The organism is Streptomyces sp. NPDC041796, from assembly GCF_055590785.1.
This window is the reverse complement of record NZ_JBVJAH010000004.1, coordinates 292,128-316,948: the sequence shown is the minus strand read 5'-3', so window position 1 is coordinate 316,948 and position 24,821 is coordinate 292,128. Positions and strand designations below refer to the sequence as shown.

At 70.6% G+C, this 24,821-nt stretch carries 25 protein-coding genes; 19 read left to right on the top strand and 6 right to left on the bottom strand.

Annotated elements, in window-relative coordinates; translation table 11 throughout:
• Both ACZ6C1_RS09970 and ACZ6C1_RS09965 read right to left on the bottom strand, forming a co-directional pair.
• The gene (locus ACZ6C1_RS09970) at positions 1-1,329 is read right to left on the bottom strand and encodes a M16 family metallopeptidase (RefSeq protein ID WP_469239587.1); all 1,329 of its coding nucleotides are present in this window, start codon (positions 1,327-1,329) and stop codon (positions 1-3) included.
• A 1-nt stretch (position 1,330) separates the two neighbouring features.
• Positions 1,331-2,404 (bottom strand): pyridoxal phosphate-dependent aminotransferase, encoded by a 1,074-nt coding sequence (locus tag ACZ6C1_RS09965; protein ID WP_469239585.1) that lies wholly within the window; start codon positions 2,402-2,404, stop codon positions 1,331-1,333.
• 82 nt (positions 2,405-2,486) lie between these two features.
• Here ACZ6C1_RS09965 and ACZ6C1_RS09960 point away from each other — a divergent pair, with 82 nt between their 5' ends.
• Positions 2,487-3,074, top strand: a complete 588-nt coding sequence (locus ACZ6C1_RS09960; protein ID WP_469239583.1) for an O-methyltransferase — start codon at positions 2,487-2,489, stop codon at positions 3,072-3,074.
• Positions 3,075-3,134: 60 nt separating this feature from the next.
• Here the strand turns inward: ACZ6C1_RS09960 and ACZ6C1_RS09955 are convergent, their stop codons facing one another.
• A complete protein-coding gene (locus ACZ6C1_RS09955; RefSeq protein ID WP_469239582.1) occupies positions 3,135-3,866 on the bottom strand; it encodes a hypothetical protein in 732 nt (243 codons plus the stop codon).
• An 80-nt stretch (positions 3,867-3,946) separates the two neighbouring features.
• The gene (locus ACZ6C1_RS09950) at positions 3,947-4,078 is read right to left on the bottom strand and encodes a hypothetical protein (RefSeq protein WP_307712920.1); all 132 of its coding nucleotides are present in this window, start codon (positions 4,076-4,078) and stop codon (positions 3,947-3,949) included.
• A 414-nt stretch (positions 4,079-4,492) separates the two neighbouring features.
• Between ACZ6C1_RS09950 and ACZ6C1_RS09945 the strand changes: the two genes are divergently transcribed.
• The 10 genes from ACZ6C1_RS09945 to ACZ6C1_RS09900 all read left to right on the top strand — a co-directional run bounded on the left by ACZ6C1_RS09945 (position 4,493) and on the right by ACZ6C1_RS09900 (position 13,095).
• Positions 4,493-6,430 (top strand): hypothetical protein, encoded by a 1,938-nt coding sequence (locus tag ACZ6C1_RS09945; protein ID WP_469239579.1) that lies wholly within the window; start codon positions 4,493-4,495, stop codon positions 6,428-6,430.
• Positions 6,423-6,818, top strand: coding sequence for a hypothetical protein (locus ACZ6C1_RS09940; RefSeq protein WP_469239577.1), 396 nt, complete (start codon positions 6,423-6,425; stop codon positions 6,816-6,818). Before ACZ6C1_RS09945 ends, ACZ6C1_RS09940 begins: the two co-directional genes overlap by 8 nt.
• Positions 6,819-6,823: 5 nt before the next feature.
• A complete protein-coding gene (locus ACZ6C1_RS09935) occupies positions 6,824-7,771 on the top strand; it encodes an LD-carboxypeptidase (protein ID WP_469239575.1) in 948 nt (315 codons plus the stop codon).
• Entirely contained in the window at positions 7,768-8,649 is an 882-nt protein-coding gene (locus ACZ6C1_RS09930) for a JmjC domain-containing protein (protein ID WP_469239572.1), read from the top strand. Before ACZ6C1_RS09935 ends, ACZ6C1_RS09930 begins: the two co-directional genes overlap by 4 nt.
• Before the next feature lie 466 nt (positions 8,650-9,115).
• Positions 9,116-9,517, top strand: a complete 402-nt coding sequence (locus tag ACZ6C1_RS09925; protein WP_469239571.1) for a WXG100 family type VII secretion target — start codon at positions 9,116-9,118, stop codon at positions 9,515-9,517.
• Positions 9,518-9,529: 12 nt separating this feature from the next.
• Positions 9,530-9,835, top strand: coding sequence for a WXG100 family type VII secretion target (locus tag ACZ6C1_RS09920; protein WP_469239568.1), 306 nt, complete (start codon positions 9,530-9,532; stop codon positions 9,833-9,835).
• The gene (locus ACZ6C1_RS09915) at positions 9,835-11,511 is read left to right on the top strand and encodes an RNase A-like domain-containing protein (protein WP_469239566.1); all 1,677 of its coding nucleotides are present in this window, start codon (positions 9,835-9,837) and stop codon (positions 11,509-11,511) included. The genes ACZ6C1_RS09920 and ACZ6C1_RS09915 overlap by 1 nt, the downstream gene beginning before the upstream one ends.
• 29 nt (positions 11,512-11,540) lie before the next feature.
• Positions 11,541-12,098, top strand: coding sequence for a hypothetical protein (locus tag ACZ6C1_RS09910; protein WP_469239564.1), 558 nt, complete (start codon positions 11,541-11,543; stop codon positions 12,096-12,098).
• A gap of 9 nt (positions 12,099-12,107) precedes the next feature.
• Entirely contained in the window at positions 12,108-12,407 is a 300-nt protein-coding gene (locus tag ACZ6C1_RS09905; RefSeq protein ID WP_277331940.1) for an RNase A-like domain-containing protein, read from the top strand.
• A gap of 10 nt (positions 12,408-12,417) precedes the next feature.
• The gene (locus ACZ6C1_RS09900; RefSeq protein ID WP_469239562.1) at positions 12,418-13,095 is read left to right on the top strand and encodes a contact-dependent growth inhibition system immunity protein; all 678 of its coding nucleotides are present in this window, start codon (positions 12,418-12,420) and stop codon (positions 13,093-13,095) included.
• A 217-nt stretch (positions 13,096-13,312) separates the two neighbouring features.
• Here the strand turns inward: ACZ6C1_RS09900 and ACZ6C1_RS09895 are convergent, their stop codons facing one another.
• Both ACZ6C1_RS09895 and ACZ6C1_RS09890 read right to left on the bottom strand, forming a co-directional pair.
• Positions 13,313-14,572, bottom strand: a complete 1,260-nt coding sequence (locus tag ACZ6C1_RS09895; RefSeq protein ID WP_469239559.1) for an ATP-grasp domain-containing protein — start codon at positions 14,570-14,572, stop codon at positions 13,313-13,315.
• Positions 14,569-15,831 (bottom strand): ATP-grasp domain-containing protein, encoded by a 1,263-nt coding sequence (locus ACZ6C1_RS09890; RefSeq protein ID WP_469239557.1) that lies wholly within the window; start codon positions 15,829-15,831, stop codon positions 14,569-14,571. Before ACZ6C1_RS09890 ends, ACZ6C1_RS09895 begins: the two co-directional genes overlap by 4 nt.
• 286 nt (positions 15,832-16,117) lie before the next feature.
• On the opposite strand from ACZ6C1_RS09890, the gene ACZ6C1_RS09885 reads away from it, so the two are divergent.
• The 8 genes from ACZ6C1_RS09885 (at position 16,118) to ACZ6C1_RS09850 (ending at position 24,746) form a co-directional block, all read left to right on the top strand.
• Positions 16,118-17,167, top strand: coding sequence for an N-acetylneuraminate synthase family protein (locus ACZ6C1_RS09885; RefSeq protein ID WP_469239556.1), 1,050 nt, complete (start codon positions 16,118-16,120; stop codon positions 17,165-17,167).
• Between the two features lie 7 nt (positions 17,168-17,174).
• A complete protein-coding gene (locus ACZ6C1_RS09880) occupies positions 17,175-17,984 on the top strand; it encodes an SDR family oxidoreductase (RefSeq protein ID WP_469239554.1) in 810 nt (269 codons plus the stop codon).
• Between the two features lie 34 nt (positions 17,985-18,018).
• On the top strand, positions 18,019-19,935 hold the full coding sequence (locus ACZ6C1_RS09875) for a transketolase C-terminal domain-containing protein (RefSeq protein ID WP_469239551.1): 1,917 nt from the start codon (positions 18,019-18,021) through the stop codon (positions 19,933-19,935).
• Between the two features lie 131 nt (positions 19,936-20,066).
• Positions 20,067-20,741, top strand: coding sequence for an RraA family protein (locus ACZ6C1_RS09870; RefSeq protein WP_469239549.1), 675 nt, complete (start codon positions 20,067-20,069; stop codon positions 20,739-20,741).
• A gap of 9 nt (positions 20,742-20,750) precedes the next feature.
• The gene (locus ACZ6C1_RS09865; RefSeq protein WP_469239547.1) at positions 20,751-21,659 is read left to right on the top strand and encodes an SDR family oxidoreductase; all 909 of its coding nucleotides are present in this window, start codon (positions 20,751-20,753) and stop codon (positions 21,657-21,659) included.
• Positions 21,656-22,996, top strand: a complete 1,341-nt coding sequence (locus tag ACZ6C1_RS09860; RefSeq protein ID WP_469239545.1) for a D-arabinono-1,4-lactone oxidase — start codon at positions 21,656-21,658, stop codon at positions 22,994-22,996. The genes ACZ6C1_RS09865 and ACZ6C1_RS09860 overlap by 4 nt, the downstream gene beginning before the upstream one ends.
• The gene (locus ACZ6C1_RS09855; RefSeq protein WP_469239543.1) at positions 22,993-23,670 is read left to right on the top strand and encodes an HAD family hydrolase; all 678 of its coding nucleotides are present in this window, start codon (positions 22,993-22,995) and stop codon (positions 23,668-23,670) included. Before ACZ6C1_RS09860 ends, ACZ6C1_RS09855 begins: the two co-directional genes overlap by 4 nt.
• Positions 23,667-24,746 (top strand): branched-chain amino acid transaminase, encoded by a 1,080-nt coding sequence (locus tag ACZ6C1_RS09850; protein WP_469239541.1) that lies wholly within the window; start codon positions 23,667-23,669, stop codon positions 24,744-24,746. Before ACZ6C1_RS09855 ends, ACZ6C1_RS09850 begins: the two co-directional genes overlap by 4 nt.
• The last annotated feature ends 75 nt before the right edge of the window (positions 24,747-24,821 follow it).

Below are 24,821 nucleotides of genomic sequence, written 5' to 3'. Positions count from 1 at the left end.
TCATCGACCTTTCTCGGGAACGACCACGAGCACGGCGGGCTCGGTGGTCAGCAGCTCGGTCGCACACCGCTCCACCTCCCGGGCACCGATGCGCGGCACGAGAGCGGGGTACGCGGACAACCGGTCGGCCGACCCGTGCAGGACACCGTGTGCGGCGAGCGCGCGGGCCAGCCCGGTGCTGCTCTCCAGGCCGCGCCAGAACGCCAGGAGGGAGAACAGCGCGGCACCGGCGACCACGTCCTCATCGGCGTGGGCACCGACGTCGGCCACCGTCCGCTCGATCAGCTCCACGGCACGGTCGGGGTCGGCTCCCTCGGCCAGGTGGGCCTCGGCCACCAGAAGCATCGGGCTGCGGCACTGCAGCGGGTCGTTGAAGCCGACGTAACAGGACGCCATCCGGGCCACTCCGGTCTCCTGGACGAGCCGCTGATACAGCCGGCTCTCACCACCGCCGCCGAGGACGTCCGCGAGCAGCATCGTCGCGGCGTGTCCGGACGGGTCCGTCTCGACGGGCGGCACGGGCCAGCCGACGGCGACGGCCGGCGCGGTGACGAACGGATCGGTCTCCTCGTACCGGCCGGGCCGGAAGCGGCTCGGGGGCGGCGGTGACGCGGACACGGGCCGGCTCGGCTCGACCGGCCAGACCCGGAGCAGGATCTCCCGCACCTCCTCGACGCCGGTGTCCCCCACGACGGCCACCGTCAGCCGGCGCGGATCGTAGAGGCGCGACCAGAAGCCACGGGCCGACTCCGCGGTGGCCGCCGCGAGCGACTCCCGTGTCCCGTACCCGTTGTGACGGTTGGCGTGGTCCAGAAACGCAACCGCGGGCAGCCGCGCCCAGGGGAACCCGCCGAGCGGCTGGTTCTCCACGTTGGACGCGATCTCCTCCAGGACGATCTCCCGCTGCCGGGCCACGGCGGCCGGGGTGATCAACGGGTCCGAGAAGCGCGCGGCCTCGTCGCGCAGAGCCTCCTCCAGTGCCCGGCGGGGGAGTTCCTGCCAGTACAGCGTGTGGTCGAGGTGCGTGGAGGCGTTGGTGTTGCCGCCGCGCCGGTGGACGCGGTCGACGAAGCCGCCGTCCTCCTCGCCGCTGCGGAACATCAGGTGCTCCAGCAGATGGGCCAGCCCCTCCTCGCCCGGCAGTTCGCTGCGGAACCCGGCGGGCGCCGCCACCGCCACGCCCACTCCTCCGGAGCCGGGCCGCGGTGACACCAGCAGCCGGGGCAGGCCGGGCAGGTCGAGCCGGGACAGCGGGACGCGGTGGGCGGCCAAGGCGTCGAGCAGCGCACGGCGGCCGGTGCCCGCCTGCGCGGGCGCGGCGGTCTCCACGTCAGCCCGCCTCCGCCATCGCCCCGACCGAGGCCCGGATCCGCCGCGCCGCCTCCCGCACGGTGGCCGGTTCGGCGCCGGCGTTGATCCGGACGTGGCCGCGTCCGCCAGGCCCGAAGCGGCTCCCCGGCCACACGGTCACCCCGCACTCGGTGCGCAGGTGCGCCGCGAACTCCGTGTCGTGCATGCCCGACCTCCTCGTGTCGACCCACAGGCAGGTGCCCGCCTGCGCGGGCGCGGCCCAGCCCGGGGGGAAAGCGGCGCTCAGCACCGGGAGGTTGGCGGCCACCCGGGCGCGCGACTCGGCACACACCTCGTCGTACACCCGAAGCGCCGCGCCCACCGCGACCTGGCCCGGCACGGGGGAGCTCATGTGCAGCTCCCAGGCCGCCCGTGCCGCCTCCTCCGCGTTCGCCCGTGACGCCGCGAGCCAGCCCACCCGCAGGCCGCACAGGCGCAGGGACTTGGACGCGCTCCACACCCCGGCCGACGCCTCGGGATCGGCCCAGCGCAACGGGGAATGGTGGACGCCGTGCCAGACGAGGTCGTGGAAGACCTCGTCGCTGATCAGGAACAGGCCGTGCTCGGCGGCCAGCTTGGCGGCCCCGCGCAGCTGCTCGGCGGTGTGCACCGCACCCGTGGGGTTGTGCGGCGAGTTCCACAGCAACGCGTGTGCGTCCCGGCCGTATCGGGCGACCACGTCGGCCCAGCGCCCGTCCTCCGGGCCGAGCGGCGAGGGGTAGCGCACCGGGCGCCGGCCGAGCCGCCGCAGGGTGCGCTCGTACAGCGGCAGGCCCGGATCGGGCACCAGCACGGCGCCGCCCTCCGGCACCCGGGCCAGCACCAGCGCCGCGATGGCCCCGGACGCGCCGGTGGTGAGCACCGTCTCGTCCGCCTCGGTCGGCCGCAGCGACCGGTCGCTCAGGTGCCGGGCCACCACCTCGCGCAGCGCCGGGTTGCCGCCGGGCGGGGTGTAGGCGCTGGGCCGGGACAGCAGGGCCACGGCCGCCGCCAGCACCGGGCGCGGGGGCGCGACCGCGATCTCGGCGGACGTCAGATTGATAGGATGGGCCACGCACGGTCTCCGATGTCCGGCGCCGACGGGGAAGTCGACCACCGTCGCGGCCGGCGCTGTCAGCGGCTCGACGGGAGTCTGGATGGACGCGTTACTGGCGGCCTACCTGAACGACCTCTACCGGCAGGGGAGGGAACACGACGCACCGCTGGCCGACCGGTTGCTGCGGCTGCGCAACATGACGCCGGAGGCGGCCGGTCTCATCAGCCTCCTCATCCGGGCGCAGGGAAGCTCCCACGTGCTGGAGATCGGCACGTCCAACGGGTACTCGGCGATCTGGTTCGCCGACGCCGTGCGGGACACCGGCGGCAGACTGACCACCGTGGAGACGCTACGGGACCGGGCCGACGCGGCGCGGTCCCACCTGGAGCGGGCCGGCGTGGCCGCGTACGCGGAGGTGCTGCACGCCGACGGCGCGGACGTGCTGGCGCGGGCCGGTGACGCCTCGGTCGACCTCGTCGTCCTCGACGCCGAACGGCCCGCCTACCCCGGCTACCTGGACCTGCTGCGCCGCGTCCTGACGCCGCGAGGAATCGTCGCGGTGGACAACGCGGTCAGCCACGCCGGACAACTGGTCGAGTTCCACGCCCTGTTGGAGAAGGACGCCGGGTTCGCCGTGCATCTCCAAGAGGTCGGCGACGGCGTCCTGACCGCCGTGCGCCTCGGCTGACCGCCGCACGGACGGCCGTCCGGCCCCCGGTACCGGACGCCCGGCCCGCACGGGCGCGTCTCACTCCGGGGTGAGCGCGTACGAGTAGTTGTCCGCGAGGTACTTGGTCATGCTGGCCATGTCCTGCCAGGTCTCCCGGTTGGTGTGCGCGAAGCACTCGTCGAGGGTCTCCTTGAGCGAAGGATCCTCGCGCAGCCAGCCGTCGATGGTCTCACCGGTGTAGACGACATGGTTGATCTCGTCGACCATGATGTGCTCGATCACCGGGGTCATCTCCTCGGCGATGTCCCGGCGGGACATCGAACGCAGCGCTTCGAGGTAGTAGCGCAGCACCGTCCAGGAGCGGATCTCGATGGAGTGGACGCGGCAGATGAAGGCCCGCAGGTCGTCGTCGAAGTCCATCACCTGTCCGACCTGCTCCTCACCGTCGGCCAGGTCGACCTCGACGGTCTGGTAGCCCGTGAGCTGCACCATGTTGAGGAACAGCCGGCTGTGCTTCAGCTCCTCACCCACGTGCCGCATCATCTTCTTGTGCAGGTCCGGCTCGGCGTACTTCTCCGCGATGATCTGAATGCGCGCGGCGCCCTTGGCCTCGTCGATTCCGTTCTGCACGAGATTCCAGGCGATCATCTTCGGGCTGTCGAAGAGCGTCCTGGTAATGCCGTACATGGCCGGCACCTGGTAGGACAGTTGGTGGTCGAGAGCCGACGTCATGGAATCGACGTAGAGCTCGCCCAGTTGAATTTCACGCTCTTTGTAAAGATTCTTGAGGTCGGCCAATACGTCGTACATGCCGCGCTCCTTCTTTTCCGTGATGGATTTGGCCGACGGGATGGGAGGCGCCGGACACGGCGCCTCCCATCCCGAGCGAGTTACTTCTTCTCGCTCGGCTTGGCGAACGCCGAGTTGGCGCGAACCAGGCGCGGCGGCTCCTGGCCGGGGGCCGACAGGCGCTTGCCGACGACACCCTCGAGCTTCTGGTTGATCTGCTGAGTGGAAGCCATTTCTTCTTCACCTCCCTTCGGCTGTGCGTTGTTGATGATTCTTCGGTCGGCGCACCCGCGCTGTCAACGAATCTCGAGCATTGGCCGGGTCAGGACGCCCCGGTCGGAAAGCGGCCAGCGTCGTTTGAGGAGTCGACCGAGGTGAATAATGGCGCTGTCCGCAGTAATTCCCAGAAAGGAGTGCCCACATGACGAACATCGAACTGACCGAGGCTCTTGACCAGGTGCTCGCCGACCTCGACAGCGACGTTCCCCAGGAGTGGCTGGAGTCGCGCATCGAGACGGCGACCGCTGCCGTGAACTGGTAAGACCGGTCAGCCACGGCGCGGGTGCCTTCCCCCTCAGGGGGTCGGTACCCGCGCCGATCCCGCACCCGGGACCGCTTCCGGGGATGCCCACAGAGGAGAGCCCGCCGTGACCTCGTACACCACCGAGAGCCTCAACGCGCTCTCGTTCCCCGGCTTCCCGGAAGCCGGGGTGGACCTCGTCATCGACACCGCCCGGCACTCGGCGGCGTCCCTCGCCCCGACCGGACGGCCGGACCGGACGGTGGTGCGGGTGCCGGAGGCCCGCGGCCCCGCGGACTTCGCCACCATGTCCTGCGTACTGCGCCTCGTCGGGGCACTGTCCGACCTGTTCGACGCGTGCCGGCCCGCGATACGTCATGAGATCGACCGCGCCCTCGGCATCTTCGAGGCGTCCGTCGGCCGCAACGAGCTGGGCGGTCTGCTGCCGCTGACCCAGTCGGCCACCCTCGGCGTGACGCGTCGCATCAACCGCGAGTCGCACGACAGCGCCGTCGTCATCGACGGGCTCGCCAGGACACTGGCCGCCGGACTGGCCGCCACGAGCGCCCGGCGCGGTCGGCCGACCCTCCTGGTGGACCGGATCGACCTGTGGGACCGGCCCTCGCTGCGCGTCCTGATCCGCACCTGCCGGCTCGCCTCCCGCGGTGACTTCACGGTGCTGGCGTCGAGCGCGGACTGGCGGCCGCTGGCCGACGACCCCCTGCTCACCCCGCTCCAGCGGCTCGCGGCACACAGCCGGACGGTTTGGCTCGATCGCATCTGCTCCCTCCCCGGCGTGGTGACGGTTGAAGGCCCGACGCCCCCCGCCGTCCCCGCCGGCGACCTGGTGGCGACGGCCGCGCGCACGGCCGAGCGCTGGCACGCGCTACGAGCGGACTCCTTCCCCAACGCCATGCTGGAGCTGGGCAACGCCCTGGCATTCCAGAACTTCGAGCACTTCTTCCTGGTCGCCGACGCGGCGACCGCGGCGGAGACGTCACCGGAGAGGCGGGCCGACATCGAACGGCTCATCGGCATCGCGGAATCCCAGCTCGGCCACTACGACGCCGCCGCCGATCGACTGGAGCGGGCCAGGCGACTGACCACCACCCCGGCGGTGTCCGCCCACCTCGCCTACCTCGTCGGACTGCTGCGCACCAAGCGGAACCTGGCGCCGGAGGAGGGAGCCCGGCACTACGCGGAGGGGCTCGCCGTCCTGCACGACGCCGAGGACACCCCGCACAACGCGGTGGAGCGCAGCTGGATCCTCAACGGCAAGGCGCTCGTCGAAGCCATGCGGGCCCGCCGCATCACCGACCCGGCGGAGCGGCGGGAAGCCCTCGACACCGCCTTCACCCTCTGCTTCTCGGCCCTCGACGGCATCAAGGGCCTCACCGGTGAACACGCGGACTACCTGCGCTTCAACCTCGTCGCCAACATCACCTTCCTGCTGGAGATCACCAAACGGCCCGCCGAGGCCGCCCGGTTCTGGACCCGGGCGTTCGCCGGTGTGGCGAAGTCCGGGGCCACCGCGTTCCTCGTGCCCCACCACACCCGCCTCGCCCAACTGCTGGCGCAGGCCGGCGACCCGGCGGCCCACGAGCACTTCGCCCAGGCCATCACCTGCGCCAAGGAGCGCGGAGACCGCTTCTACGAGGAGCGCATCCGCTACGCCCACGGCCACGCGGCCTTCCGGTCCGGGGACTTCCCCGCCGCCCTCCAGCACTTCCGGGCCGGCGCCCATCTCGCGGCCGTGCTCCGCGACCGCACCGGATACCTCCAGCACCTCTCCGGAACCCTGGCCACCCTCGTGGAGTCCGGCGGCGTGGCCGCGGCGGCGGACCTCGCCGCACGGTCGACGGTGGCCCCCACCGGGCTGAGCACCGCGCTGCGGGCGGCCGACGGGGTCGAGGAAGGCCGCGCCCGGCTGGCGGCACACGGTGTCACCGTTGCCCCTCCGTCCCCCAAACTGCCCCCGTACATCGCCCACGTGGACCTGGAGGGCGAGGGTGAGGAGACGGTGAACAACATCCTCGTACGTGCCGCCGGAGGCGGGCATGACTGACGGGCGCGACGGGCACAAGCCGCCGAACACGCTCCTCGCCCGGCTCATGGAGACGCTGCGCCCGTTCACCGGAGCGATCGCCGTGGTGCGGGGCGACGGCTGGTCCGCCAACCTGTGCGGGCAGCTCGTCATCGCCCCGGACGGCGCGGACCCGTACGCCATACGCCTCCAGCAGTGCGGCTGCCACCTGCACGTCGACTGGGAGCGCGCGGTCCGCTTCACCTACCACGACGAGGACATCGGCTACGGACCCGAACCCATGGTCGCGCTGCGGGACGCCGAAGGGGCGGTCCTGGTGCGCCTCTACTACCAGCCGCAGGACCGCGACCGGCTGCGGGCCGCCCTGCGTGACCTGGTCACGGACCTGCGTGCGGTCGGCAGCGGATGAGGGCCGTGCGCGCGGCGGTCGTGAACACCTCCGGCCGCCCCCTGCTCTCCGCCGCGGGCCGCACGGCGCAGCTCGGCAAACTCGCCTCGCTCGGCGTGCGGTGCGACGAGATGGGCCCGGACGAGCAGGAGAGCGGACCGCACGGCTACAGCGTGGCGACCGCACAGCGGCGGGCGGAGGTCCTCGCCGCCGCGCTCACCAGCCCCGACCACCCCGTCGTCTGGGCCGCCCAAGGAGGGTTCGGCGCGACGGAGATCGTGCCGCGGCTCGCCGGGCTGCTGCCGGTGACGCTCCCACCGACCCTCTTCGTCGGCTTCTCCGACTCCTGTGCCCTCGGGACCTGGCTGGCGACCCACCGCCCCGAGGTCGGTTTCCTGCACGCCACCCACGCCCTGGATCCCCGGCTGCTCACGGGACGCCGTAGCGACCTCGCCGCGCTCCTGCGGCACTTGCACCGCGCGGCACCGCCCCTGACCGGTACGACGACGGTCACGGCGCGCCCCGGACGACGCGCGGAGCCGGTCGTCACCGGCCGTGCCGTACCGCTCAACCTGAGTGTCGCCGCCTGTCTGCCGGCGGTGGTGACACCACCGGCCGACGCGGTCCTGCTGCTGGAAGACGTCGACGACGACCTGCGCCGCCTGCTGCGCGCCCTGGACGTCCTCGCCGGCGCCGGCTGGCTGGAGAGGGCCCGCGCCGTCGTCCTGGGTGAGTTCACGGCGTGCCGCGACGAGCGGGGCGGGGCGCTGGACGCCACCCGCCTGGCCACCGCCGTCGCCGAGCGCACCGACGCCCCGGTCCACCTGTGGCCGGAGTTCGGCCACGGCCGGGCCCGTACCCCCCTGCCGTTCGGGCTGCCCCTCCGGCTGGAGCACCGCCCCGACGGAACCGGGCTCCTCGGCCCCGTCGACGCCTCACCCGACCCGACCACGAAGGAGCTGCGCGTACCGTGACGGAGACCTCGGCCCGCACACACCCCGGCCCGCCGCACGACGCGCCGTCCCCGGCCGGGCTCCTGGCCACCGACGGACCGCTCTCCGTCGCGTGGGGGCGCCGCGCTCAGGTACTCACCACCGACTGGCTGGCCCGACGACTCCCCGACGCCCCCGCGCTCCTGAGCACCCCGCTGCTGCGCCCGCCCTACGCCGTCCTGCTCCGGGACGGCCGGCAGGTCTCGCCCGACGAGTTCTGCCGCCAGGAGCGGATCGTCCTGCGCAGTCCCGACGAAGTGGTGCTGGACGTGCGGCGCGTGACCTCGGCCCTCGAGGCGGGCGCGGCGGTCAAGTTCAACCGCCTGGAGCTGTGGGAACCCACTGTGGCGGACGTGGCGGCCCGGCTGGCGGCGGCCGGCGGACGACGGGTGCGCGTCTACGGCTTCTGGACACCGCCGGGCTCAGCCGCCCTGCCCGTGCACCGGGATGCCGCCCATGTGCTGGTCGCCCAGGTCACCGGCCGCAAGCGGTGGCAGGTCCACGGACCGCCCCCGGCCACCGGCTGGAGCCCCGGGCCGTGCGAGGAACCGGGCGCCGTCACCGTCCGCCCGCTGCTGGAGGCCGGTGACCTGCTGTACCTGCCCCACGGCGCGGCCCACCAGGCGATCGCCGAGGACGGGGCGTCGTTCCATCTGTCGTTCACGCTTCTCTCCCGCACGGCCGGGGACCTGCGCCGGAGGATCGTCGACGCCCTGTCTGCGGCCTGGGACGTGGAGGATTCCACGGAACTCGACGGACCCGGACTGCGCCGCGTCACCGAGGAGCTGTGCGCCTCCCTGCGCCAGACGGCCACCGAGCTGGCCGAACGGCTGGAGCAGGGGCGGCTGGACACGACCTGAAGTCTGCCGGGGAGCCGCCGCCGGGGCGGAGTCGGCAGCCGGGGCCGGCGTGAAGTCGTACGCCGCGCGCCCGCGTTCCTCGCGCCCACCGGCTACGAGCAGGTCGGATCCGGTGTCGCCGCGATCGGCGTCGGCTGCGCGTCCTGCTCCCCAAGACCGGTATCTGCGGCGGCGCCGGCCGCCCCGGGCGTGCACCGTGGGAGGTGTACGTCGTCAAGGCACGGCACCGGGAGCCTCGCCAAGCAGCGGACCGGCACGCGCTGTTCCAGCCCGGCCGCCGACGCCCCGAGTCGGCGAGGCGGCTGTTGCTGATCGGGTACACGCGCGACCGACGGCGGTGCCGACAGGCTCCGACACCCTCAACTGCCCGCGTTTTGGCCACAACCGCATGTGTCGGTGTGGCTTGGTAGGGTCCAGGCGTTGCACGTTCGATCATGTGAGCGGTCATGGGTACGGGGGCGGATGCATGACGACAGATCCCAACTTGCGGGCCAGCAGCGACGGGTTGACCAAGCTCGCCGATGACCTCGACGAGATGCAGCGGTACCTGGAGCGGCAGGTCAAACGCATGGACGCGGTCGTCGACGCGATCGAGGCCCGCTGGCGGGGGCCCGCGGCCAAGGCGTACCGGCGGCACCACCGTGAGGCCGCCAAGGACGCCGTCCGCATCCGTGAGCTCATGAAACTGATCGAAGCCGCTGTCCGGATGAGCCGGGACGGGTTCACCGAGCAGGAGCTCGACGTGCTGGCGGCCTTCCAGCGCATCCAAGTGGCCGTGGACGTGGGCAAGGAGGCAGCGGAGCTTTCGACTCCCAACACCGGGATCCCGTCCGCCGCGCAGCGAGCGAGCCGCCTGCAGGATCTCTGACGAGGGGGACACATGACTGACAGCGACGACAACATAGCGGTCGATTTCGCCACTCTGCAGCTTCTCACCGGGCAACTGGAGGACATCCTCAGGGAGCTCAACGAGAACGTCCACACCATGTACGACCGCGTCGAGAAGGTCGTCCTCACCTGGGAGGGCGAGGCGCGCGAGGCCTTCATCGACAAGCTCGACGAGTGGGACCGGTCCGCGCGGGACCTCCAGGCGACCCAGGCGTGGCTCCACGGAATCGTGACGACCGGACAGACCAACTACGCGGCGGCGCACGCGGCGGTGTTGCGTGGATGGGGAGCGGCCTGATGACGATGCCGCCTCCTCCGCCTCCGCTGAAGAACGGCGCCATCGACGTCACCCCCAGTGCGCTGCACACGCTCGCGGGCTACGTCGCCCATCTCCAGGACGGCCTGCACAAGGGGGCCGGGCAGCTCCTCGACGAGCTCGCCCGGTACCCGGACTGCGGGGGCTACGGAACCGCCGCGTGGGAGTTCTCCACGGCCTACCGGAAGGCCGGTAACCGGTTCGTCGAGGTGTGGGCGAAGTCGGTGGCGAGTGTCGGAGGCGCCGCGGTCGGCTTCGCCGTGACGGCGAACAATTACGCGACGGCGGACGCGGCCACGGACCCCTCGGGCGCCCCGGCCCACACCCAGCCGCCGCCGCACGTGATCGACACACCGCCGAACTACGGGCCCGTGACGGACCTCAAGTGGGCGGACGTCGATCAGAGCCAGGACATCTTCCAGCTGGCGCTGGAAGCGGTGGAGGCCGGCCTCCTGGCGATCATCAGACCCCTCCTCGAGGATGTCTACCGCATGGGCAAGGCGGCCGAGATCATGCCGCTGCCCGATTACCTGGGCCTGGACAACATGTCCATCGCCTGGGCGTACGCGAGCATGGCCGTCACCACCACGGACGGAAACCTCAGCAGCGCTCTGCACAACTACACCGACCGGTCCAACGGCGAGTGGGCCACGGCCATGCGGCAGTTCTGCAGCGCTGTCTGGGGCACGAGCGCGTGGGGCAAGAGCCGCGAGGGTTACGAGTGGAAACATGACACGGCGCAGCCCGGCCAGGCCAGCAGCCACCCCGTCATGGAGGTGCTGGTCAAGACCTGCGACGTCATGAGTGACGCTCTGCGCGCCTGGGCGGAGGCCGCACGTGATGTGCGGGAAGACCTCCGCAAGCTCTACTACGAAGCCGTCATCAAGGCTCTGCCGCACATCGACACCAGTGACGGTCTGGGTATGAAGGACGTCAAGAGCTTCGGCAAGGGCCTCCTCAGAATGGGCACGGGTTTCGCGACGGGCTTCGCCCTCGAGGTCGACGAGGAGGCGATGAACGCGGCGGTCGAGGGCTACAACAACCGCGTCCGCCGGCAGGTCGCGGAACTCAACAAATTGCACGAGGCCCTGGAAGAGGCGTACAAGAGCGCCCCCACGTTCCAGGCAGAATCGGCGCGAGCGGAGTCCTTCGGTGCCCGGGCTCTGACCGAATTCACGGACGATCCCCTTTACACCGTGGCCGGGGAAGACGAAAGCAATCACAAATACCCGATCGACCTCGCCAACCAGGAGGGTATGGTCGGGTCGCATGTCGTGGACAAGCACGTGGGCAAGACGGACGAGCAATTGGAGCAGCGGCTGAGGGACCAGCAGATCGTCAGGCCCAACGGCATCCGGCCCGAGGCCGTTTCGTCCTTCGAGAACCTCGCGGACGCCCAGCGGTATACTCAGGCGGCTCTGGACGAACCGTCGAATCAAAGGAAGATCGACAATTGGCTCGCGGGCAATCCCGGGCCGAACTCGTCGCGCTCCCTTCTCCTGACGACGAACGACACCGTGGGACGGTCGTGGAACCGGGGCGACACCGCGGCGCGTGATGTGACCAACGTGTGGGTCGTCCTGCGGCCCAACCCGGGGAGCACGCCGCCGTTCGTCGTGCTCACCTCGATGCCCACCGATAAGACCCAACACCCGTAGTGCACTCTTTGGACATGGGGACACAGCCCGTGAATCACATCGACGAAGCCTCGTGGAGCCATTCCCTGCGGGCGCTGTTCGGGGACGGCATGTTCGCGGCCGTGGGCGGTCGGCGGCGCGACGACTGGCGCATGGACGCCCTCGACGTCATGCGGCTGCGCACGGACGATCCGCGTGGCTGGCCGAGGCTTGCCGTGGCGCCGGAAGGAGGTGACTACGGATCCGGACCGGAGAATCCGTTCAGCGCTGTCACGCCGGGCGACTTCAATGGAGCTTTCCCCGTGTCCCGCACGGGGGCGGAACAAATCCTGGTCACACTCCAGGGCGACTGGTTCCAGGTGGAGGACATCCCGGATTTCGCAGCGCGAGAGGCGGAACTCATCTCCCACGCGCACGTGATCCTGAAAAGGTTCGGCGCCGACGCGCTGTTCTTCACCAACGCGGCGACGGCGCGCGAGGATCCCCACGCCGACATGTTCCGCCGAGAGGGTGCTTATGAGGGATTCACCGGCCACGTAATGGACTGTGGTGTAATCGCTGTCTCCGCCACGGAAGTCGGCATCTTCTGGGGCTTCACGATCGACTGAGGATTTCCCGTGCGTACCCGTTCCGCCACCTATCCCGACCGCGCGACCGCACAGTGGTGTACCCAGCAGGTCGTCACCCGCAACGAGCAGGCCGTACACCGCTGGCTTGCCCAGGGCACGCGCCCGAGGCTCACCATCGAGGCCGCCTGGCCGTCCCGTGAGGAGCCCGTCGGGCGCGTGCTGCTGCAGGCGATGATGCTCGCCGGCCGCGAGCCCGTCGATGTGCGGGCCGCACGAGTGACGCTGCGGCGCGAAGCGTCCAGCCCGCACGGCTTCGTCGTGCACGCCACCTACCCGATCTACCTCTGAGGGTGCCGCAGTGTCCATGAAGCCCCTTGAGTTCGACCGCCGGTACGGCGAACTGGACGTCGTCGTCGCAGCCTTCGCCGGACAGGAACCCGAAAGTCCGGACCCGGAGCTACCGCCGCCGGCCCTTCAGGCCTACCTCCGGCACACCTGGCACACCAGGCCCTGGGCGCTTTCCGTCGCCGAGCAACAACTCCGGGAGTACGCGCGGAATCCGCCCGGCCGCCTGCGGCTGCGCATCGGCGAGTTCTATCCGGTCCCCGACATCGGGCTGCCCGAGTCCCGGACACAGGGCTGGCTGTCCGACATGGCCGACCACATCAAGCGCAGCGTCGAGTCGGGCGACGTACCCCCGCCGGACACACCCCGGACGCACTGGGAGTGGCACGCCCGGTTCGGGGAGCTCGGACAGTTCCTCGGCGGGTGGTTCTCGCAGGACATGCCCGACGAATTCGACGACCACGACGCCGCGGTCCGCGACTACAAGGAAACGGCCGACCGCCGGCTCGTCGCTCGGCTGGTCGGCGAGATCCACGAACTGCTGGCCCTCGGGCTGGACGAAGACGAGTACGTCATCGGCGTCGCCGAACTCGGCATGGAGGTCGAGCCGCCGCCCCCGCACTCGGTCGAGAGCTGGCTCCTGACGGTGGCGGAGTTCCTCGCGACGGCAGGACCCGACTACGGCAAGTGAACGGCCCACAGGGCCCGCACCGCACACCCGCCCCGCGTGCCCGTCGGCACGCGCGCACTCGTCGTCGCCGGGTACGCGGACTTCTTCCGCGCGCACATGGCTGAGCACCGGGAGGGCATGCGGGCATCGCTGCCAAGGCGCCACGCGCCACGCGCCACCCCCGGTTCCCGCCGCCGCGGCGCCCGCGCCGGCCCGGGCGCCGCGGTGCCGGGGGTGATCAGGGGCTGTCGGGAGCCGGATCGGCGGGCGGGCGGATCAGGGTGGAGCGCTGGAACCAGTCCAGGGCCTCGGACAGGGACGTCTCGACCTGCGCACGGGACGCGCCCGTGGCGAGTACCGACGCGATCTTCTCCACGCTCGCCTCGGCGGGTTTGAGGGTGGCTCCGGTTTCCGCGTGCTTGTGGTAGGCGGTGATGCCGGGTACCGGGCAGGTGTCGGGGATCTCCAGCAGGGTGCCGGGGCGCGGGGGGAACAGGGAGAGGCCGGCGATCTGTTGGGGGGCGTCCGGGATGTGCGGGGTGCCGTTGTCGGCCAGGGAACGCACGTACACCTCGGGGAGGGTGATGCCGAAGCCGAGCTGGAGGACGTGCTCGATCATTCCGCCTCCCATGCGGCTCGCCACCTCGTTGAACACCAGGCGCCCGTCCGGGGCCCGGAAGACCTCGGCGTGGAACATGAAGGTGTCGGGCGCCGGGAGGGCCGCCAGGGCCTGGCGGGTGAGATCGCGCAGCGGCTCCAGCAGCGGGTCGTCGGGGTCCAGCAGGCAGCTGTGCAGGGCGCGTCCCCGCATGACGTCCAGGCAGGAGGTGTCGCCCTGCGTGGAGGGCCACATCAGCCGGGGGTGTCCGTCGGTGACGATGCCGTCGACGTGGAACAGCTCGTGCTCGATGTATTTCTCGGCCAGCAGCTGGGCGCCGTCGTCCGTGCCCAGTTCGCGGTGCGTGGCCAGCAGCGACGACAGGTCGTCATGGTCCCGCAGCACGTGGACCCCCATGGAGCCGCCGCCCCTTCGGGGCTTCACGACGACCGGGTAGCCGTGGTCCTCGATGAAGCCCAGCAGCGCGTCCAGGTGGCCGACCGGGGCGTACGGTGCCACCGGGACACCGGCCTTTGTCAGCAGCTCCTTCATCCGGAGCTTGTCGCGGAAGGCGACCGCGCTCCCGAGGTTCTGCCCCGGCAGGCCGAGCAGGTCCCGGACGCGCGCGGCGCGCAGGATGTCGAACTCCGACAGGGCGACGACCCGGTCGAAGCCCCATTTCCGGTGCAGTTCCAGGGCGTGCAGTTCGACCAGGGGATTGAAGTGGAAGTCGGTGAGAATTTCCACATGCGCATATCCGGCGAGCTGGGCCGTCCGGGTTCCGGGGTCGGCCGAGACCGCCGCCGCGTCGGTGAGGAGCACCGCCTCATGGGCACTGCCGATCCACTCCGGGAACCGCCGCCCCGAAAGCGGCGTCCGGTTGAGTATCAGAAACCTCATCGGACCTCCACGGAGATCGCGTCCCGGAACTCGAGGAATCCGGCGTCCACGGCCTCGGCCGTGTCGTCGGAGAACAACACGTGGCCATGGGCCGCCGACGCGTGGGGCGGAACCAGGACCTGGTCGCCGATCTGTCCGTAGAGCACGACTTCACTGACCCGTTCGTCGTTCTCCAGCTTTTCCGTGCCATGCACGCCGACGAGTTCGCCGGCGCGTTCGGCGAAGAACAGATAGAAGCCCGTGGGCTTCGGCGCCCGGGGCGGATCCAGGCAGACGTCGCGGCCGGTGGAAAGGTCGAGCAGGGCTTCCACCATGTCGATTCCCGTGCTGAGAAGCACGGACTGATAAACCGGTCCGCCGCCCAGGCGTCCGGCGGTCTCCAGAATGTAGGGCTCACCTTCGGCGGTGATCCGGAATTCCGTGTGCGTGGCGCCCGCGTCGATACCGAGTGCCCGGTGCGCGTCGGCCGTCGCGGCCGTGACGCGGTCCACGAGCTCCTGCGGCAGCCGTGTCGGCGTCGTGTAGTAGACCTCTTCGAAGAAGGGTCCCTCCATGGGCAGCGGCTTGTCGTGCACGGCCACCACGTGGGTCCGCCCGTCGACGACCAGCGATTCGACGCTGATCTCGGAGCCCGGGACGTAGGCCTCCAGCAGGACGGCCTCGCCGTACTCCTCCTTGGTGCGCACGTGCAAAGGATCATGGGTGAAGCCGGTCCACGCGCCGCGCTGGATGGTGGGGAAGTGCTCGGCCAGTTCGGCGTCGTCGTTCACCCGGCGTACGTACTTGCTGCCACCGCCGATCAGCGGCTTGAGCACCAGGGGGTACTCGACGCGGGCGGCCGCGTCCCGCGCCTCCCCGAGGTCGCGCGCCAGCGCGAATCCTGGCTGGTCCAGGCCCGCGGCGCCGAAGGCCGAGCGCATGGCGTACTTGTCGCGCGCCAGGTAGGCGGCCCGTACGCCCACCGAGGGCAGGCCGAGCTCCTCCGCCACGGCCGCGGCGGCCGGCACGCTCTGCTCGACGAAGGTCAGGACTCCGCGGATGGGTTCCGTCTCCTCGGACGCGAGCAGCCGGGCCGCCGCGACCGTCTCCTCGATGCTGGCCGTGTCGGCGGCCACCACCCGGTCGACGAAGGACGCCTCCCACGTCGCGTCCTTCATCACCATCAGGAGTCGCTCGCCGTGCTCCCGTGCGTAGTCCCGCACCCGAGCCAAGTGCTTGCGGCGGCTGAGGTTGCGTGTGTGCAGGAGGAGGATGCTCACCGTTGTGTGTCTCTCAAATCGTTGGTAAGTCGCGGCGCGATGGGGTATTGAAAAAACGGAGCTATGAATTCCGTTGCCATGGCACCGCGTTGAACTCGGACATACGACACCATCCGTCAACAGCTGGCATTGTTGGGGATGTTGCGCTCATTATGGGGTTGCTGCAGCATGATCAGATCATGCTAGCGTTCGCCTGGTCAATCACCTCGGGGGGGTGTGCGTCGCCAGGTCGAGCCGTTCCCTCGGGGGATTTCAGGGGACACGTATGCACACGGGGAAGTAGTTAATGTCGCGCACTATTACTATCGGCAATACGGTTATCACCGACAGTGCCGAGGCCTATGTCATAGCGGAGATCGGCCATAACCATGGCGGTGACATAGGGCTTGCGGCGGAACTCGTGCGTATGGCCGCGGAATCCGGCGCGCACGCCGCCAAACTTCAGAAGCGTGACAACAAGTCTCTCTTCACCAAGGCCATGTACAACCAGCCTTACACCGGTCGAAACAGCTACGGCGCGACCTATGGAGAGCACCGCGAGGCGGTGGAATTCGGTGAGAAGGAGTACCGTCACCTGGCCGAAGTGGCGGCCGAGGTCGGTATTGACTTCTTCTCGACCGCCTTCGACTTCAACAGCGTCGACTTCCTGGCCGATCTGGGCGTTCCCGCCATCAAGATGGCCTCGGGCGACCTCACCAACACCCCGCTGCTCGCCTACGCGGCGAAGACCGGCATCCCGCTGGTCATCAGCACCGGTGGCGCGGACATGGAAGACGTCCGCCGTGCGGTCGACACCATCCTGCCGATCAACGACCAGCTGGCGGTACTCCAGTGCACCGCCGCCTACCCGGCCACGCCCGAGGTACTGAACCTCTCGGTCATCAACACCTACCGCGAGGAATTCCCCGACGTCGTCGTGGGACTCTCGGGCCACGACGTCGAGGCCGAGTCGAGCGTGATCGCCTACACCCTCGGCGCACGCGTCATCGAGAAGCACGTCACGCTGGACCGCTCCATGCCGGGCAGCGACCACCACTTCTCCCTCGAGGCCGCTCACCTGCGCGACCTTGTGGACAGCCTGGACCGGACGCGCCGCTCGCTGGGAAGCCCGGTCAAGCGCCTGCTGCCCGAAGAGCAGCCCGCCCTGCACAAGATGGCCAAGAAGCTCGTCGCCGCACGCGACCTGAGCGCCGGTGACGTCCTCACCGTCGAGGACGTCGCCATCAAGTCACCCGGCGACGGCCTGCGGCCGTACCTGCTGGACGAGATCGTCGGCCGTGCCCTGCTGGCACCGCTGGCCGCCGACGAAGACATTCAGCTCGGCAACCTCGGCTGACCGCGCCGTGAGTGCACACACCGATCTGACAGGACAGGTCGCGGTGGTGACCGGCGTACTGGGGAAACTCGGCGCCGTCTGGACCGACGCACTGCTGGGCGCCGGAGCGCGGGTCGTGGGCCTGGACCGGACGTCGACGGTCCCCGAGGCCTTCGCCACCGTACTCGAACGCCACGATCCCGGACGCTTCCACCTGCTGGAGGCCGACGTCACCGACACCGGCAGCCTGCGCGCGGCGCTGGCCCGGTGCGAGGCCGAGGCCGGGATGCCCACGATCCTCGTCAACAACGCGGGGATCGACCAGCCGCCGTCCGCGACGGGCGAGAGCTGGCTCTTCGGAGACATCCCGGCCGAGGTGTCCGCCGCGGTCCTCGACGTCAACGCGCTGGGCGTGCTGCGGGTGTGTCAGGTGTTCGGCGCGGCGATGGCCCGCAACGGCGCGGGCTCCATCGTGAACATCGGCTCCCTGTACGGGTCGATGGCACCCGACCCGCGCCTGTACGAGCACCTCCCGCAGGACCCGCCGTTCCTCAAGCCGCCGGCGTACGGAATGTCCAAGGCCGCGGCCGCCGCCCTCACCCGCTACCTCGCCGCCCTGTGGGGACCCGCCGGTGTGCGCGTCAACACGCTGTCACCGGGCGGCGTGAGGGGCGGCCAGGACGCGGAGTTCCGCGCCAAGTTCAGCGCTCGCGTACCCCTGCGGCGGATGGCGGAACCGGCGGACCTCACCGGTCCGCTGCTCTTCCTCGCCTCCGGCATGAGCAGCTACGTCACCGGCACCGAGCTGCTCGTCGACGGCGGATACGTCAGCTGGTGAGGCGGAGACCGTCACCCGTTCTTCTGGAGAAGTCATGAACACCACTCTCGCCTGGCTGCCGGCCCACGAGTTCACCCGAATTCTGGACGGTATTCCCGATCCGCACGACCGCAGCAAGGCGTTCGCGGACGCCGCCCGCATCAACACCCTCTACAGCATCATGCGAGCCGGCTCCGGCCACCTCGGATCCAGCTTCAGCGCGGCCGACACCGTCGCCTGGCTGCTGCTGGAGGAGATGAGGTCGCCCTTCGATCCCGACGGGGACGTCTACTTCTCGTCCAAGGGCCACGACGCGCCCGGCCTCTACGCGGCGCTGATCGCCCTCGGCGCGCTGCCCGAGGAGAAGCTGCACCGGCTGAGGAGGCTGGGCGGACTGCCGGGCCACCCGGACGTCAGCCTGCCGCACATGCACGCCAACACCGGCTCCCTCGGGATGGGCATCTCCAAGGCCAAGGGCATGATCCTGGCCGACCGGCTCATCGGTGCCGACCGCCGCGTCTACGTGCTCACCGGCGACGGTGAGCTCCAGGAGGGGCAGAACTGGGAGGCGCTCGCCGGTGCCGTCCACCACGACATGGGCGAACTGACCGTGATCGTGGACCACAACAAGATCCAGTCCGACACCTGGGTCACCGATGTGAGCGACCTCGGTGACCTCGAGGCCAAGTTCAGGTCCTTCGGCTGGGCCGTGCTGCGCTGCGACGGAAACTCCGCGAAGGACCTCGACGCCACCTTCCGCCTCCGGGAGAAGGAGTACGCCGGCAGGCCCGCGGTCGTCATCGCCGACACCGTGAAGGGCGCCGGCAGCGCCACGTTCGCGGCCACCTCCATGCCCGAGGGGGAGTGGCGCTACCGCTTCCACAGTGGGGCACCGGCCCTGGAGGACTACCTGAGCGCACACCGCGAACTGGTGGCGTCCGTCGACGAGCTGCTCGGCCGCCACGGCCTGGCCCCGCTCGCCCCGACGACGACCGAAACGGTTCTCCCCGCCAAGGCGACCGGCCCCAGGCTCCCGGAGGTGTACGGCCGGGCCCTGGTCGAACGCGCCCGGACGGACGAGCGGATCGTGGCGCTCGACGCGGACCTCGTCCTCGACACCGGGCTCATCCCCTTCTCCGAAGCGCTCCCGGAGCGCTTCATCGAGTGCGGGATCGCCGAACAGGACATGGTCTCGATGGCCGGAGGGCTCGCCTCGCGCGGCCTGGTGCCGTTCGCGCACTCCTTCTCCTGCTTCCTGCACGCCCGGCCCAACGAGCAGATGTACACCAACGCCTCCGAGCGCCGGAAGGTGGTCTACGTCGGTTCGCTCGCCGGGCTCATCCCGGCCGCGCCCGGCCACTCCCACCAGGCGGTGCGCGACATCAGCGCACTGGGCGCCATCCCGGGGCTGGTCCTGCTGGAGCCGGCGAACTCGGCCGAGACCGAGGCCGCGGTCGCGTTCTGCGCCGAGACCGACACCAGCGTCTACCTCAGGCTCGTCAGCACACCCGTGTCCGAGGATGCCGAGTCGCTGGGCTCGCAGCCGCTCCGGACCGGCCACGGCCGGGTCGTACGGCAGGGCGGCAGGACCGTCGCCGTCGGCTCCGGGCCCATCGTGCTCACCCAGTTGCTGCGCGCCGCCGAACTGCTCGCCGCCGACGGCGTCGACCTCACCGTGGTGGCGCTGCCCTGGCTGAACCGGGTGGACACCGGATGGCTGGGCGAACTCGCCGCGGGAGCCGACGAACTGTTCGTCGTCGAGAACCACTACACCCACGGCGGCCAGGCGGACCTGATCGCCAGGGCCCTGCTCGAGCTCGGTGCCGACCGCGTCCCCTCCTTCACAGGGATCGGCCTGACCGACGTACCGCTCTGCGGCACCGAGGCCGAGGTCCTCGACGCCCACGGTCTGAGCGCCGACAAGCTCGCCGCCCGCATCCGCGACGGGCTGCGCCCGGCCACCAGCGGCTGAGCCACCGGTCCGGCCCGCCGGACCGACAGCCACCGGTCCGGCCCACCGGACCGACAGCCACCGGTCCGAGCCGCCGGACCGACAGCCCAGCCAGCGGTCCGAGCCACCCACACCACCAACAGGAGCACCCCATGGACACGGTCTACAACGACCTCACCCGCCCGCCGCAGGACATCACCGACGGCTTCCGTGAACTGCTCGACGAGTACAGCCCCAGCTGCGTGGTCACCGACGCCCAGCGGCGCGCCGGAGCCATCGGCGGCTTCCAGGTCGTCCGGCACGACCAGAAGATCGCCGGACCCGCGTTCACGATCAACCTGTCGATCGACGACTGGGTCAACACCCTTCCCATCCTCTCCCGTGCCCAGCCCGGCGACGTGATCGTCATGGCCTGCCACGGCGTGGCCACGACGGCCATGTGGGGCGGCCTGACCGCCACCGTCTCCCACAAGTTCGGCATCGCCGGCGCCATCATCGACGGGGCCGCCCGCGACATCGACGAGATCCGCGACATCGGCTTCCCCGTCTGGTACCGCACCACGTCCCCGCGGCAGTCCCCCGGAGCCGTCCACGACCGCATCGAGCCGGTGCAGGTCAACGTGCCCGTCTCGGTCGGCGGCCAGGTCATCTTCCCCGGCGACATCATCGTGGCCGACGAGAACGGCGTCGCCACCGTGCCGTCGGGCAGCGCCAAGGCGGTGCTGGAGAGCGCCCGCGGTGTCGCGGCGCGTGAGAACGAGATCCGCGACCGCATCAGCTCCGGGGCCACGGCCGCCGACCTGCGGGCCGAGTTCGGGAACCTCTGAGGAGAATCGATGCGCCTTTACATAACGGGAGCGGACGGCAGCCTCGGCAAGGCCCTGACCAAGGAGCTGAGCGCCGATCCCCGCACCGCGAACTGGCCCGTCCTCGGTGTCTCCGTCTCCGACTTCGACATCGGCGACGAGGAGGCCGTCACCGCCTCCATCGAGGCCTTCCGCCCGGACATCGTCCTGCACCTGGCCGCCATCGCCATCGTCGCCACCTGCGAGACCGACACCGAACTCGGTCTCCGCGTCAACGTCGCCGGGGTGCACCAGGTCGCCGAGGCCTGCCGCAGGACCGGCAGCCGCATGGTCTACATCTCCAGCGACTACGTCTTCGACGGCGTCGCGGCACCCGAGGACGGCTACCGGGAGACCGACGTCCCCAACCCGCTGAGCCTGTACGGGCTGACCAAGCTCGCCGGCGAGCAGATCACCGAGCGGGTGCCCGAGCACCTCGTGATCCGCACCTCCTGGCTCTTCGGCGGAGCGGCGGAGAACAACGACGACGTCCTCGCCACCATCCGGTCCGCCGAGCGCGGCGAGCGCCAGGAACTCATCGACGACCAGTACAGCCGCCCCACGTACACCGTCGACCTGGCACGGGCGATCGTCCACCTGATCACCGCCGACGAGTTCCCGGTCGGCATCGTGCACGTCGCCAACCAGAACCCGGCGACCCGGTACGAGCTCGGCGCGTACGCCCTCAACGAGTACGACCCCAAGCTGCACGCGGAACACCCGCCCACCGCCGTCTCCTTCGACGCCTGCACGTTCGTCGGGGGCAGGCCGAAGGTCTCGACACTCAACACCGACCGGCTGGACCGGCTCGGCTGGACGATGCCGAGCTGGCAGGACGCCGTGGTCCGGCACTGCGCGGTGCTGCGCGGCGACACCGACTCCCGAAGGACGACCGCATGAACCTGCTGAGCCGAGTCACCGGCGCCCCGGCCACCACCTGGCGCAACTGGGCACGCTCCGCCGGGTGCACCCCGGACCGCATCTTCCGCGCCACGCACGAGAGCGACATCGTCGACGCCGTGCGGTACGCCGCGGAGCGCGGCCTCGTCCTGCGCGCTGCCGGAACGGGACACTCGTTCAACCCGCTCGTCACCACCACCGGTGTGCTGCTGGACATGACGGGGTACACCGGCATCGTCGCCCTCGACCCCGCCGCCCCCTCCGTCACGGTCCGCGGCGGCACCCTCCTCCGCGAGCTCAACTGGGCCCTGGACAAGGCCGGACTCGCCCTGTCCAACATGGGAACCCTCGAAGAGCAGACGATCGCCGGAGCCATCTCCACGGGCAACCACGGCAGCGGGCTCGCCCACCGCCCGTTCTCCGGTCAGGTCCTGGCACTCACCCTCGTCACGGCCGACGGCAGCGTCCGCAGTTGCTCCCCGGAGCAGGACCCGGAGCTGTTCGCCGCCGCCGCCACGTCCCTCGGCGCGCTCGGCGTCATCTCCACGGTCACCCTGCGCTGCGTGCCCAAGTACAACCTCTGCGTCACGGAGGGCAGCCGCCCGCTGGAGAGCATCCTGGAGGACATCGAGGCGTACGCCGGCAGCGCCGAGCACGCCACGTTCTCCCTCAAGGGCTGGAGCGACAACGCCTCCACCCTCACGCTCGAGCCCACCGACGCGCCGGTCTCCGCCGACGCCGCCCGCCGCCGTCGCGCCAACACCCTCGGCGAGGTGCGCTGCGCCACCGCGGGCCTCGTGGGCCGCGTCGACCAGCGCAGCGTACGGCGCATCATGACCGCCCAGCTCGGCGGCGACTCCGGCCCCGCGGACTACGTGGACGTCAGCTACAACGCGTTCACCTTCCCGCAGCCGGTGAAGTTCCTCTCCCTCGAATACGCCCTGCCGCTCACCTCGGCGACCGACGCGGTACGCAACGTGCACGAGGACGTCAAGCGGTTCGGGCTGCGCACCCCGTACTCGATCACGGTGCGCTTCGGCGCCGGTGACGAGCTCCTGCTCAGCCCCGCCCAGGGACGGACGACGACCTACGTCAACATCACCGTCCCCCGCACGGTCGGCTACACCGAACTGCTGCGCACCTTCGAGGCGGTGCTGCTGGAGCACGACGGGCGGCCGCACTGGGGCAAGGCGCACACGGCGACCGCCGAGGTCATCGCCGACCGCTACCCGGGCTGGAAGGCCTTCCAGGACATCCGCGCCGAACTCGACCCGGAGCAGATGTTCACGAGCGACTACCTCAGGCGTGTGCTCGGAGGCACACGCCGCGAGCGGTGACGCCCCGAGCCGCCTTCACGGCCGACGCGGTCCTCATGGACTTCGACGGGCTCCTCTGCGACACGGAACGGGCCGCCCACCAGTCCTGGCGGAACCTCTACGGCCGGTACGGGCTCGAGTTCCCCGACCAGGTCTGGGCGGCCATGATGGGCCGGGCGACGGGTGAGTCGTACGCCGTGGAGGACCTGGCCCGGCAGCTCGACCGTCCCGTGACCGTGCGGGAACTGGAGGAGCGCCGCCTGGACAAGCACCGCCTGGCCTCCGCGGAACCGCTGAGGCCGGGCGTGGCCCGCCTGCTGGAGAGCGCCCGCCGACAGGGCATCGTGTGCGCGGTGGTCTCCAGCTCCGACCGCGCCTGGGTCCTCGGCCACCTGGAGCGCCTGCGGGTCCTCGACCTGTTCGCCGAAGTGGTCACGGGCGAGCAGGTCCGCGCCCGCAAGCCCGCCCCCGATCTGTACCTGCGGGGGCTGGAACTGCTCGGCACCGCGCCGGACGCCTGCGTGGCCCTGGAGGACTCCGCCACCGGCGTGGCCGCGGCGAAGGCGGCCGGGCTGCGCTGCGTGGCGGTACCGGGCGCCCGGGGCATCCGCTCCGGCCTGGACGCGGCCGACCTCGTGCTCGAAAGCCTGGAGCACTTCTCAACCACCAAGCCCCAAAAGGTGACATCCGAATGACGACGCAAGAGCAGACCCCAGAAGCAGACACCCCGGACGTGGGGACCACGGACGTGGGGACCACCGGAACGGGGACGCCCGGAACAGGAACGGCGGAGGCCGACGCGTCCGGTGTCGCGATGTCCATCATGGACTCGCTGGTACGCACGGACAGCGGCGGACCGGAATGGCTCTGGCGCAGCGGTTCCCTGGTGCCGTGGGCGGACGCGAGTGTCCACGTCAACGCCGTCGGCCACGCCTCGGTCGCCGCGGTCTTCGAAGGCATCAAGGCCTACGTCTCGCACGACGGCGGCCGGCTCCTCGTCTTCCGGCTCGACGAGCACCTGAAGCGTCTGTACGACTCGGCGCGCATCGTCCGGCTCCACATCCCGTACGACCTGGCGACACTGCGGGAAGCGGTTCTGGACGTCCTGCGCGCCAACCGGTACCGCGAGGACGTCTACCTGAGGCCGTGGGCGTTCCCCGCGGGCGTGATCCAGGAACAGATGGTTCCCGCCGGTGTCGAGTGCGAAGTCGTGGTCGACAGCTGGACCTTCAGGACCGGTCTGGGCACCGAACGCGGCTGCCGGGCCGCGGTCAGCTCCTGGACCCGTATCAACGAGTCGTCCATGCCCCCGCGGGTCAAGGCGTTCTCCAACTACCACAACGGCCGACTCGCGATGATCGAGGCGCGGGAGAACGGCCATGACTGGCCCATCCTCCTCAACGAGCGCGGCAAGGTCAGCGAGGGGCCCGGTGCCTGCATCGCCATCGTCCGTGACGGTGAGGTGATCACCCCCTCCACCACCAGCGGAATCCTGGAGAGCCTCACGCGCGAGACCTCGCTGACCCTGCTGCGGGAGATGGGCCGCACCGTCGTCGAACGCGACGTGGACCGCACCGAGCTCTACCTGGCGGAGGAGGTCTTCTTCATGGGCACCGGCTGGGAGATCCTGCCGGTGACATGGGTCGACGGGCTCCGGGTGGGGGACGGCACCGCGGGTACGGTCACGCGCGCCCTCGACGCCGCGTACGCCTCCGTGGTGCGCGGGGAGTCGGACGGTCACAAGGACTGGCTCACCGAAGTCCCCTTCTGATCGGGGCGTTGGTCCGACGGCCCGGCTCGGGGGTACGGTCAGGGCTTTCGCATGCCCCCGTCCGCGGAGCGCCCG